Source organism: Aestuariibaculum sp. YM273 (assembly GCF_030908365.1).
Lineage (GTDB): Bacteria > Bacteroidota > Bacteroidia > Flavobacteriales > Flavobacteriaceae > Aestuariibaculum > Aestuariibaculum marinum.
Window position 1 is genome coordinate 2,001,656 of the sequence record NZ_CP133090.1, and the last position, 12,992, is coordinate 2,014,647.

General features: G+C 32.5%; 9 protein-coding genes. 8 read left to right on the forward strand and 1 reads right to left on the reverse strand.

Annotated features, from left to right (window positions below; all coding sequences use genetic code 11):
• Positions 1–47 precede the first annotated feature (47 nt).
• The 4 genes from RBH94_RS08550 to RBH94_RS08565 all read left to right on the forward strand — a co-directional run bounded on the left by RBH94_RS08550 (position 48) and on the right by RBH94_RS08565 (position 5,160).
• Entirely contained in the window at positions 48–1,013 is a 966-nt protein-coding gene (locus RBH94_RS08550) for a hypothetical protein (protein ID WP_307880529.1), read from the forward strand.
• A gap of 85 nt (positions 1,014–1,098) precedes the next feature.
• Positions 1,099–2,310, forward strand: a complete 1,212-nt coding sequence (locus RBH94_RS08555) for a TlpA disulfide reductase family protein (RefSeq protein ID WP_307880530.1) — start codon at positions 1,099–1,101, stop codon at positions 2,308–2,310.
• A 15-nt stretch (positions 2,311–2,325) separates the two neighbouring features.
• On the forward strand, positions 2,326–3,708 hold the full coding sequence (locus tag RBH94_RS08560) for a TlpA disulfide reductase family protein (RefSeq protein WP_307880531.1): 1,383 nt from the start codon (positions 2,326–2,328) through the stop codon (positions 3,706–3,708).
• Between the two features lie 72 nt (positions 3,709–3,780).
• Positions 3,781–5,160: a TlpA disulfide reductase family protein gene (locus RBH94_RS08565; RefSeq protein ID WP_307880532.1), complete on the forward strand. Its 1,380-nt coding sequence runs from the start codon at positions 3,781–3,783 to the stop codon at positions 5,158–5,160.
• A gap of 356 nt (positions 5,161–5,516) precedes the next feature.
• Here RBH94_RS08565 and RBH94_RS08570 read toward each other — a convergent pair whose 3' ends face one another.
• The gene (locus tag RBH94_RS08570) at positions 5,517–6,053 is read right to left on the reverse strand and encodes an RNA polymerase sigma factor (RefSeq protein ID WP_307880533.1); all 537 of its coding nucleotides are present in this window, start codon (positions 6,051–6,053) and stop codon (positions 5,517–5,519) included.
• Positions 6,054–6,159: 106 nt separating this feature from the next.
• On the opposite strand from RBH94_RS08570, the gene RBH94_RS08575 reads away from it, so the two are divergent.
• The 4 genes from RBH94_RS08575 to RBH94_RS08590 all read left to right on the forward strand — a co-directional run bounded on the left by RBH94_RS08575 (position 6,160) and on the right by RBH94_RS08590 (position 12,981).
• Positions 6,160–7,299 carry a FecR family protein gene (locus RBH94_RS08575; protein WP_307880534.1) on the forward strand — a complete coding sequence of 380 codons (1,140 nt, stop codon included), beginning with the start codon at positions 6,160–6,162 and terminating at the stop codon, positions 7,297–7,299.
• Positions 7,300–7,453: 154 nt separating this feature from the next.
• Complete coding sequence (locus tag RBH94_RS08580) at positions 7,454–10,741, forward strand: SusC/RagA family TonB-linked outer membrane protein (RefSeq protein ID WP_307880535.1); 3,288 nt, start codon at positions 7,454–7,456, stop codon at positions 10,739–10,741.
• 13 nt (positions 10,742–10,754) lie between these two features.
• Complete coding sequence (locus RBH94_RS08585) at positions 10,755–12,188, forward strand: RagB/SusD family nutrient uptake outer membrane protein (RefSeq protein WP_307880536.1); 1,434 nt, start codon at positions 10,755–10,757, stop codon at positions 12,186–12,188.
• Between the two features lie 19 nt (positions 12,189–12,207).
• Complete coding sequence (locus tag RBH94_RS08590) at positions 12,208–12,981, forward strand: DUF4843 domain-containing protein (RefSeq protein ID WP_307880537.1); 774 nt, start codon at positions 12,208–12,210, stop codon at positions 12,979–12,981.
• Positions 12,982–12,992: the final 11 nt, after the last annotated feature.

A 12,992-nucleotide genomic window follows, 5' to 3' on the forward strand; every position in this document is an offset into this window, starting at 1 on the left:
GTTTTATATTTTATATATAAAGTAGGATCATTAAATACAATATAGAGATGAAAAAAATAATTTTATTTTATTTAGGCTTGTTATTGCTTCCTGTTTTTCAATCTTGTGAGGAAGAAGAAGATGTAGTAACACCAAGACCATACAATGCGACATGGGTAGATAATGCAACACTTAAATTTACACCAGCAATAGAAGACCTAAAGGCTTTTGAATATTATGTTGAAGCCGGTGCTAATGGTAGTGAATACTGGAATACAACAGATGTAGATTTTAATGTTACATTGGAGTTAGGTGATGCTACAGCATCAGAAATTAGCAAAATTGATATCTATGCGTTTGCAGAAGAAACAGATGGTGAGAATTTTACATATTTAGGAGGCGAACAGGGGAAATTATACGAAACTATTTCAAATCCTTCCGATACATTTGTGCTTTCTTTTTCAAAAGATAAGTTAGAGGAATTATTTAAAAATGATTTTTCTGCAAATCATAACGGTCAGGTAGCTACCAATGATATTTTTGAGTTTAAATGGGTTATTACCGGAAAGGATGGATCTATAGTAGACTCGAGAGTAGATTGTTTCGGGTTTAATTGTACTTATGGTATTGGAACAAATGTAATTGATGTAGCACCTCCAATTTGGGAAGGAACGTTTAACTATGAATGGATTGCGGCAACTGCTAACGCTACGATTTATGGAAGAGTAACTGTTGGACAAACAGGAACCATGACCTTTACATTGCAGCCTGGTTTCTTTACAGTATATGATGTAAGTCATTTAACTGCCGATTATTATTATGGTAGTGGAGGAACGTTAACATACGATTATGAAAGTGGTCTGGTTGAAATTGAAGGACGATATGCTCAGAAATGGGATATTGTTGATGTGAGTGGTCCAACATTAACCATTGATTTTAGTTACCAATATTCAGCAGGATATGATGAGTATGGAACCTTTACACTTACCAGAACAGATGGTCAAGACTGGCCTTCTAATATCTACACAAACTAATTTGTAAGTCATATTTTATTGGTGTCGATACAGGTTGCAGCCTGTATCGGCATACAATAAACGTATTACATTAATTTTTAAAAACATGAAAACAGTAAAAATACTGGGAGCCATATTAATGGCTTCTACGGGATTCTTTGGCTGTAAAACTAAGGATATTGGTTTGCAGAAGGAGAACTTATCAACATTTACGCTAAAGGCGAATTTAGAAAACCTTGATACTGAATACTTGATTTATTCTGAAAAGAATGATGCGTATCCAGATGGTTACCGAAGAGATACCCTTTGGGTGAAAAATGGGAGGTTTACTTTTACCGACTCGGTTGATGATTATAAACTGTATTTCATTCATGTTGTAAATACCAGAAGTTGGCAACGTGAGTATAATGGTAAAACCTATACATCTTCAACAAAAGCCGATGTGAATAGATTATGGTTTATCGGTTATCCAGGCGCTGAAATTACCTGTACAGGTAGAGTAGACGATTATATGGTAAATGCAAAGTTGTCTGATAAAAAAGGCGTCAATCAGGATTTTACGATTATTCAGGAAAAGACATTTCCATTAATTGATAAAGCTCATGCTTTAAAAGTTAGAACATATACCGAAGAATTAAGTGAAGAAGAATCTAAAAAGTTATCAGATTCATCAGATGTGCTATTTAAACAAGCAATCGAATTAAAAAAGGAGTTTGCTAAAAATCATCCAAAATCTATAGCAGCGTCTTATGTGTTTATGGATGGGTATTACAGAAAGTATTTTACGCACGATGAAGCTAAAGCAGTTCTTGCCGGTTTTGATTCAGAAGCCTTATCAGGCACGCCTTTTTATGATGAAGTTAAAAGCAGAATAGAAGCTGTTGAAAGTACACAAATAGGCATGCCAGCCCCTGAGGTTGTTACTAATAATACTTTAGATGGTTCAGAATTTAAATTGTCAAATTTTAAAGGAAACTATGTGTTACTGGATTACTGGGGAACCTGGTGTGGACCTTGTATGGCCGAAATACCAAAAATAAAAGAGTATTACAATAAATATTCAGATAAAAATTTTGTTGTAGTAGGGGTTAATTCTGGAGATGCAGTTCCGAGATGGAAAAAAACAGTTGAAGAAAACGATTATAACTGGGAGCATATCCAAACCACAAATGAAAATAATTTGTTGGTACCGTTTAATGTAAATTCTTTTCCAACTAAAATATTAATAGACCCGGAAGGTAAGATTATTTACAATTCAAAAAATCCGGAAAAGGTAGACATGTATGCCATGCTGGACAATATTTTTAAAAAAGGATAAAACAAATTTAATCTAATGAAAAGAATATCAGTAATTTTCATATTAATTCTTCTTGTAGCTTGTAAAACCAATACCACGGTAGATTATGCAATTCTTCAAGGTAAAATTGAGAACAAAGGAGAACTCAATAAATTGACGTTAACTAATAATGATCGGGATTTCAAGTATGAAATAGACATTGCAGAAGATGGTAGTTTTCAAGATACATTGAATATAGCTTCAGGTGTATACACTTTATCTCTGGATAGAAGAAAATATATAAGTGTCGCTTTATTTGATGGAGATTACCTTATAGTAAAGAGTGATGCCGAAAATTTTGCTGATTCATTAAAATTTGAAGGACAAGGAGCGAACGAAAATATTTTGTTACAGAGTATTAATAGTAAAATGAAAGATTTTGATGAAAACAGAAAAAACGACTATACGCTGGAAGAGGAGGCTTATAAAAGTTTGCTTTTAAATCAAAAAAGTAAATTAATGTCATTGTTGAATTCTTCAGAAGTTATAAATCCACTTTTTAAAGAGCAACAAACTAGATATATAAATTATTGGTTTATTCACAATTTACAATACTATCAAAGCTCACATAGATATTTTGCTGAGGATCCTGATTTTGTTGTGTCAAATGATTTTTTAGAAGAAGCAAAGCATCTTGATTTTCAAATTGAAGAGGATTATAGAGGGTCTAGATACTATAATAATTTAGTGAATATTGAGCATAGAGAAATGGCAGATAGTCTTGTAAATGACGGGTTTAAATCTGTTAGACAAGCAAGGCTTGAAGTAGCAACCCAATTTCAGTCAGATTACATTCGTAATGACCTTTTGTATCAAACAATTATGGGGGCTTTAGGTTTTGCTAATGAATTCACAGCAGACTATAACACGTATTTAGAATTGACTACTAATGAAACTCAAAAAGCTAAGGTTCAAGAAAAATATAACCAAGTAAAAGCATTAGAAAAAGGAAATCCGTCACCAGCTTTTACTAATTATGAAAATTACAGTGGAGGTAAAACTTCTCTCGAGGATTTTAAAGGAAAATATGTTTATATCGATGTTTGGGCAACCTGGTGCGGACCATGTAAAGCTGAAATTCCATATTTAATTGAGGTAGAGACAAAATACCATGATAATAGCAATATTGCTTTTGTAAGTATTTCGGTTGATAAAGAAAAAGACTATGATAAATGGAAAACCATGGTTAAAGAAAAGGGATTAGGGGGAGTTCAGTTAATCGCCGATAATGTTTTTAATTCCGATTTTATAAAAGCATATCAAATCATGGGTATTCCTCAATTTATTTTAATTGATCCCGAAGGTAATATTGTTAATCGAAATGCGCCAAGACCATCGTCAAGTGAACTTTTAGATGTATTTGCAGAACTAAATCTTTAATTCTATAGGTCAGAGAATTTTGATTTTAAGACTGTTGTAGGGTAGAGGTGAATATTTAAAAATTATTTTAATATGATAAAAAAAATTTTAGGTGTCGGAGCCGTCTTGATGAGTTTGGTTTCCTGTCATATGGGACATGAAAATGATTATATCATTTTGCGAGGAAAGGTTTTAAATCCACAGGCTGATGATTTAAAATTGATGAGTTTGGTTTATTCAAATAGTAAATACATTCCAATTAATGAAGATGGAACATTCGTTGATACATTACAAGTAGAGGCTGATAATGTTATGCTGTATTACGGAAGTAAGCTAACATACATGTATTTGCAAGCAGGAGATAATGTTGAATTAAATTTTGATGTCAATAACTACGATGAAACTGTAAATTTTTCAGGAACAGGTGCTGCTTACAATAATTATTTACTAGAGAAGCAAAAAGTTTCAAAAGACATTTTAAAAGGAGTAGGTAATGTTTATTTGCTTCCTGAAAATGAATTTAAAAAGAAACAACAAGATATAGTATTAGCTTCTTTCAAGCTTTTGGAAACTACTCAAGGTTTGCCAAGTGAATACATTGATAAAGAGAGAAGAAATATTAGGTATAGTTATTTAAGTCGATTAAATGAGTTTGAAGGTTCTCACGCCTATTACAGTAAGACAAAAGACTTTAAGGTGTCTGAAGGGTTTTTAAAAGAATTGGAAGAGTTAAATTATAATAATGCTGAAGATTACTTTTTTTCAAGTAATTACGGTAGGTTAGTGGGTAATTATTGTACTGAACATGCTCGAAAATTGTCAGATTCTATTGAAATAGATCAAGATGTTGCTTACTTGAAGGCGGTTAATACTTTATCTAATCAAACCATAAAAAACATTCTGTGTTACAAAAGCGCTAAATACGGTATTACTTATACCTCCGATTTAGAAGGGTATTATGCCGAATATCTAAAAGGAAGTACAGATGAGGTTAATAACAAAGAAATAGAAGAAAGTTACCTGGCTTTAAAAACCGTTGCTAAGGGCCAACCATCGCCAAAGTTTGAAGGTTATGAGAACATCGATGGCACAACAACTTCTTTAGACGATTTAAAAGGAAAGTATGTCTATATTGATGTTTGGGCAACTTGGTGCGGGCCATGTAAAGCCGAGATTCCTTATTTAAAAGAAGTAGAAAAGCAATATCACGATAAGAATATAGAGTTTGTAAGCATCTCGGTAGATACTCCTAATAATAGAGATAAATGGAAAGCCATGGTTGAAGAGAAGGAACTTGGGGGTATTCAGTTACTTGCAGATAATGCGTTTGACTCCAAGTTTGTTCAACATTATCTAATAAAAGGAATACCTCGTTTTATTCTTTTAGATCCACAAGGAAACATAGTTACAGCCAATGCACCAAGACCTTCTAATGAAAAATTAGTAGCATTATTTGATGAATTGAAGTTATAAGTATCGAGTTTATATCTTAATTTTTTTGGTTGAGAATTCATATTTGAGTTAGTTCCCTTTAAGTAAATGTGAATTGTAAAGGACTGCTTTTGCGGTCCTTTTGTTTTATATAATTAATATGTTAATCAGGGATAAAAAACGATCATGTAATTATTTTTAAACCAAGATTAAAATGGTAAGAATTAATTATGTTATTTTAGTGAAAATTTAAATAACAAAGTGAACACAAAACTGAACACGTTTTGGAATACGAATTTAAAATATAGCATCTGGGAAGCCCTTATTTTGTGTTGTGAATAAGTCTGGAGATGAACTCATAACCTAGAGGTTGCATGTTCGAAACCTAATTTATTAATTTAGTGCATACATGATCGAATAAAGCTCAAAGCTCTAGAAATATGTCCCTCCACTGTTTTGATTGAGATGTCTAATTTTTTTGCCACCTCAGAATATTTCAAGCCTGAAATTTTATTTTCTTGAAATACTTCTTTACTTCTTTCTGGTAAATTGTCAATACAGTTTTTTAGTTTCTTTATTAAAGAAGTCTTTTCGTCATCATCCGTGTCTGAAGCTTGGATTAATGCTGTATAGTAATAGGTTGAGAGCATGTTGTTTTTCTTCTTAAGTTCTCTGTAATTTCCCATTAAAGTTATATAGGCAGTTTTGTATAAATAGCTATTCAGTGATGTTGTGATATTGATTTTTTTCCTGTTTGTCCAAATTTTTAAGAAGACATCTTGAACTATATCTTCAACAATAATTTCATCATCAGTGTATCCTAATAAAAACGTGCATAGCTTTTCATAATAGTCCGAATAAAGCCTTTCGAAAGCCTTTCGGTTACCATTTTTAATAGCATTAAAAGCTAAGTTTATGTTTTCTTTTTTATGCAATTTTTAAGGTGTTTGTATAGGAATGTTATACAAATGTGAAAAAAAAAATAAATTAATAGAGGGTTTTTATTCTTTTTTGCATCATAACTATAAAATTAATAAATAAATGGATAATCAGGACATTGATAGATTAATCTTAAGACTTATAAATAATACTATTTCAGAGATAGATTCTGAAAGATTGGTTAAATGGTTAGAAATCCCAGAAAACCTTAATTATTTTAATGAGTTTGTAAAAGTTAATCAATTAGTTAATTCAAATAAGAAATTTGATCATAGATATTCTTTGAAACAATTTTTAGAAAAGTCTCAAAGGGAGAGTCGTTTCAAAAAAAGAATATGGTATGTTGCTGCTTCTTTGATTATTTTTATTTCAGTAGGGATATTTATTTCAAAAAATAACTTTGGTTCAACCTTAGTGTCTCCACAGATTGTTAATACCATTGAAGTTGGTGGGGATAAAGCTGTCCTAACAACTTCAGATGGGACTTCTGTTTTACTTGAAAAGGGCAAAAATTATAAAACAGAGGATGCAACCAGTAATGGAGAGGAATTAGTTTATAAAGAATCTACGTCAGGAGAAATAGCATATAATACTTTAAGTATTCCAAGAGGAGGTCAATATATCTTGAAATTGGCAGATGGAACTAAAGTCTGGTTAAATTCTGATACAAAGTTAAAGTATCCAGTGAGTTTTGCTAATTCTGAAGTTAGGCAGGTAGAAATATTATACGGAGAAGCTTATTTCGATGTTTCACCAAGCACTAATCATAATGGTTCAAAATTTAAGGTAGTTTCAAAGGGACAAGAGGTTGTTGTATTGGGTACCGAATTTAATATTAAGGCATACAAAGATGAACCTTATGTATATACAACATTAGTTGAAGGAAAAGTGAATGTCATAGTGAACGAATCTTCAATGAAAATGAATCTTAAACCCAAAGAACAGGCTGTTTTAAATTTATCTAGTAATGAAGTTTTTATTACAGAAGTTGAGACCTATTACGAAACTGCCTGGACTAAAGGATTGTTCGCTTTTAAAGGTAAACCGTTGTCTGAAATAATGAAGGTTTTATCTAGGTGGTATGATACGGATATTTATTTCGATAATGAAGAAATTAAGGAAGCACAGTTTAATGGTATTTTAGGTAAAAATCAGAATTTAGAGGAGATATTAAGTTTAATAAAGAAAACAAAATCAATTGAAAATTATGAGATACAAAAAAATGGAATTCTTATAAAATAGAAAAAGGAATAAGGGGTTACTCGCCAAAGTTATAGTCCTTATTCCTTGCATATCATTAATTAATATTTAACTAATTAACAACACAAACAAATTTATGAAAATTAAATTAACTAAAAAGCTTTTTACAGAGAGTCGAAAGCTATTCAAATTAATTATGAGGACATTTATTCTCTTGTTTTGTACAGCAGTGTTCAGTTTTAGTTCAGGGACTTTGTTGTCGCAGAATACTAAGATTATTATTGATGCCGATAAGGAAATAACGGTAGATGAAGTCTTTGAGCTCATTATGAGTCAAACAGATTATAAATTCATCTATCGTGTCGATATGTTCAAAGGGTTGCCAAAGGTCAATGTGAAAAAAGGAGTGACTTCAGCAAATGAGTTACTAGGTAAAAGCCTTTCTTTTTCAGATTTTAAAATTAATTTATCGGAAGATAAAAATACCATAATTATAGAGGAAAATACTATTACAGATCAACAATTTCTTTTGAATGGAACTGTAAAGAATGAACAAGGTATGCCTCTACCTGGAGTTACTGTACTCGTAAAGGGAACAAAAAATGGTACAACCACCGATTTCGATGGGGATTATAGTTTAAGAGTAAATGAATCCTCTATTGTAGTTTTTAGTTATGTAGGTTATAAAACTGTCGAAGTAAGTGTAGATGGTAAAGTAAAGTTAGATGTCGTTTTACTGGAGGATATAAGTACCTTGGAAGAGGTTGTTATTACCGGGGTAGTTGAACGTAGAAAGGAAAGTTTTACTGGAGCAGTCAATACTATTTCCGGAGAAGATTTAAGGGAAATTGGTAATCAAAATATTATTCAAAGTATCAAAACTTTAGATCCTTCATTCATCGTGTTGGAAAATAATCTTCAGGGATCTAATCCAAATGTATTACCTAATATTGAGGTCAGAGGGCAGACAAGTATTTCAACTGATGATCTTCGTGACCAGTTCGGGGCCGACCCAAATAGTCCTTTGTTTGTTTTAGATGGTTTTGAAACAAATTTAAGAACTATCGTCGATTTAGATATGAATAGAGTGGCTTCTATTACAATTTTAAAGGATGCAGCATCTACTGCATTATATGGGGCTAAGGCCGCTAACGGAGTAATAGTTGTAGAAACAAAGAGACCTACATCAGGTAAAATGCGATTAAGTTATACCGGAGATTTTTCAGTAGATATGCCTGACTTAAGAGATTATAACTTGATGAATGCAGCTGAAAAACTTGAATTTGAGCGTTTGTCAGGTAGATGGACAGATTATGTAAATGATCCTTCTAGGCAAGTGGTTTTAGATAGTTTATATAATTTGAAATTGGCTGATGTAAGACGAGGAGTAGATACGTATTGGCTTAATGAACCAGTACAAACAGCCTTTACGCAGAAGCATGCTATTTATGTGGATGGTGGGAGCGATGAAATGCGTTTTAATGCTGGTTTGAATTATAGAAATCAGGAAGGTGTAATGAAAGGCTCAGGTAGAGATACATGGGGTGGTAATTTAGATGTAACTTATAGAAAGGGAAAATTAAATATTACTAACAGAATGTATGTAAGTGGTTCTGAAGCCAACGAATCACCTTTTGGTTCTTTCTCAAACTTTGCGCAAGCCAATCCTTATTATAAAAAACGTAATGAAGCAGGAGAAATAACAAAATACTTAGAGACAGGTGCCAGCGTTAGAACGGCTAATAGTTATAATGTTATAAACCCATTATATAGTTCTACTTTAAATAACGAGAACAATACAACAGAATTTAATATTCAAAATAACTTAGGCATGATTTGGACCTTAAATTCTAAATTAAGGTTTCAAGGTAATGTACAGCTAAGAAAGTCAACATCTGATAAGGAAGTATTTCGTTCTCCTCAGGAATCTGTATTCGATAATATGGCATTTTTTGAGAAAGGAGACTATACAAATACAGAAGTTGATAATTTCAGTTATTTGGCCAATGCCATGTTGGTGTATCATAATGTATTTGCCGAAAAACACATTTTAACCACAAATTTAAGAACTGAGCTAGAAGAGCAAAATAATAAGTCTTATAGAACTGTAGCTGTTGGTTTTCCTGAAACAGCTAATGGAAACCCTAGCTTTTCATTTAGTTATGACCCTAATGCCAAACCAACATACTTAACTAGAAAGTATCGCAGAAATAATATTATGGGGTCGTTGAATTATAGCTTCGATAATAAATATTTGTTAGATGCAAACTACCGTTTAGATGGGTCAACAGCTTTTGGATCTAATGAAAAATATTCTCCGTTCTGGTCTCTAGGATTTGGTTGGAATATTCATAAAGAGTTAAACATGGGGTCGGTTGTTAATTTGCTAAGACTTAGACAAACTTTTGGATATACTGGTAATCAAAGTTTAGGTAGCGTTGCTTCTACATCCGTATATACCTATAGCGATTTGATTAATTATTTTGGTCCAGGTTTAGGTTTAACAACTTATGCAAACCCTGATTTAGAATGGCAGCGAACCTTCGATATGAACCTAGGTTTAGATATAAAATTATTCAATAATCGATTTGATGCACAATTAAACGTGTACCGAAAGAAAACAGATCCACTAGTAGTACCTGTTAATTTAGCATCCTCTACAGGTTTAGTAGCTTATCCATTAAATGTGGGGTATTTACAGGTTGATGGTTTTGAAGCTATAGCTAACTACAAAATAATTAATAATATAGAAAATCAATTTGTTTGGAGAATTGGTGCAACTGCTGCAATTGTTAATATGGAATATGGTGGTTTTGGTAATACTTTACAAAACCTTGATGAGGACGCATTAAGTAGCGGTTCTTTAAGACGTTATCGAGATGGTGGTAGTCCTGATGACATTTGGGCTGTTCCGTCATTAGGTATAGATCCAGCGACCGGACGCGAAATATTTTTAAAGAAAAACGGGCAATCAACTTTTGATTTTGATTTTGAAGATGAAGTTGTTGTTGGAACTTCAAGACCAAAGGTTGAGGGAGTTTTAAATAACTACATTAACTACAAAGGATTTACCTTGGGGTTAAATGTAAGATACCGATTTGGTGGTCAATCTTTCAATACTGCACTTTATGAAAAGGTTGAAAATATTGGAACAGCCGATATTATTTTAAATCAGGACAAGCGTGCGCTTTACGATAGATGGCAACAACCTGGCGATATATCTAAATTTAAATCTATAGCCATTTCAGAAAACACCCCGATTTCATCGCGTTTTGTTCAAGATAACGATGTGTTAATTGGAGAGTCATTTAATTTGGGGTATAGAGTGGCAAATAAACCTTGGTTAGATAACCTAGGTATGAAATCATTACGTTTAACGGCTTATATGAATGATATCTTTAGATCGGGAACCATACTTGCAGAGCGCGGTATCGAGTATCCTTTTGCGAGAAATATATCATTCAGTATTAATGCCTCATTTTAAAAATTAAACAGTTATGAAATTAAATATATTTAAATCAGGTTTATTATTCCTGATCACGGTTTTACATATCTCTTGTAGTGATTATCTTGATGTACAACCGGAAGATAAACTTTTAGAATCACAAATATACAGTACAGAGGAAGGAACTAATGGGGTGCTTAATCGCGTTTATTTAGATTTAACGAGTTCAGATCTTTACGGAGGTAACCTTACCATGAGCACTGTCGAACTTTTAGCTCAGCGTTATAATGTTCCCGACTCTAGGTGGACTTATTATAATTTTGCTAATTATAATTATCAACAAAATAATGTAAAAAGTAATTTTGAAGCTATTTGGTCTTCAGCTTATAACAATATTTTAAATTTAAATGACTTAATAGTTAATGTAGATGAATATAATACATTAACACCATTTAAGACTAATTTAATTAAGGGAGAAGCTTATGGGTTGCGTGCCATGCTGCATTTTGATTTATTGCGACTATTTGGGCCAATTTATGATGAAGCCCCAGAAAATTCTTCGATACCTTATTATACGAAAGCACAAGCAAAAAATGGAGAAATATTATCCGCTAATATTGTTTTAGATAATGTAATAGCAGATCTGTTAAAGGCCGAAGAGTTTTTAATGGATGATCCAATTCGAGTGGAAGGCGTAAGCAACCAAAGTATTGAGGATGTTTTTTATTACCATAATAGAAATTTACGTTTAAATTATTTTGCTGTTAAAGCGTTGCAGGCTAGAGTGTATTTGTATGCGGGTAAAATTCCGGAAGCCAATGCAGCAGCTAAGACGGTAATAGATAATGCATCAACTTTTTTCCCTTGGACACCTCCGGCAGACGTTATTTCTGCGGGAGCAAATCCAGACCGTACGTTTTCTAGAGAAGTTATTTTTGGAATGCAAAATGTAGAATTATATGAACGTCAAAACAGATATTTTAGTAGTTCATTAATCGATAGTGATATATTGGCGCCAAACGCATCACGTTTAAGCGGTGTTTTTGAGAGTAATGAAAATGATTATCGTTATAATTCAACCTGGATTTTACCAGCGGAGAAATCATATAGAACCTTCTATAAATATGCTGATGTGTCCGATTCTCATAAGGCTTTTAGATATCTACAGCCATTAATTAGAATTAGTGAAATGTACTATATAGCAGCAGAGACTGAAACCGACGAAGCATTAGCTCTACAATATTTAAACACCGTTAGATTTAATAGAGGTTTAGTCGATTTAGGACCTGGAGCAAATGTTGATGCCGAATTGGAAAAGGAATACCAAAAGGAATTTTTTGGTGAAGGACAGTTGTTTTTCTATTACAAAAGGAAGAATGTATCAAGAATATTAAATGGTTCATCAACATCTTCATTTAGCAGAAAGACCATGACTGAAGATCAGTATGTATTGCCCCTACCGGATTCTGAAACAAAGTATCAATAATTTTAAATTACAGTAAAACATGAAAAATATTTTTATATACGCATGTCTATTTTGTATAGGTTTCATAGCTGTGTCATGTAATACAGATGAAATTAATACATATCAAGAAGATAAAGATAATATTTACTTTACATGGTCCGAACAAAAACCAGATAACAGATACCCGTATTCTTATATAGATAGTTTAGGAGTAACCTTTGCTTTTAAACCTCAAGATGTAACAAGCTTTGTTTTTAAACTTCCGATTTCAGTTCAAGGGGAGTTGTCAGATAAAGATAGGGTTGTCAACCTTAGCGTTAAGGCTGAGTCGACCGCTAAAGAGGGCTTACATTTCGATTTGCCAGAAACTATTGTTTTAGGGGCGAATAAGAGTGTAGATAGTATTCCTATTACACTTTACAGAACTCCTGAAATGAAAAATGAGTCTTTAACTCTAATATTGGAACTTTTGTCTAATGATAATTTCTCGGTCAACATGACAAATAAATTAATTGATGAGCAAACGGGTGAAACATTAAATTATACTGTTTTTCAGTTATCTGTAAATGATATTTTGGAAACTCCAGCACGTTGGTTTGAGCCTTACTTAGGAGAATTTACAGCCAAAAAGATGCTGCTAATGACCGAATTACTTAATATCCCTTTGGATTATTACACCAATAGTGTGCCGATTTCAGAATCGCAGTATTATGGAACATTTATGCAGCGTTACTTAAACGAAAAGGCTGCGGCAGGAGAAACGATATACGAAGAAGATGGAACGCCAATGGTAATGGGACGATTTGTTCAGTAATTAATTTAATA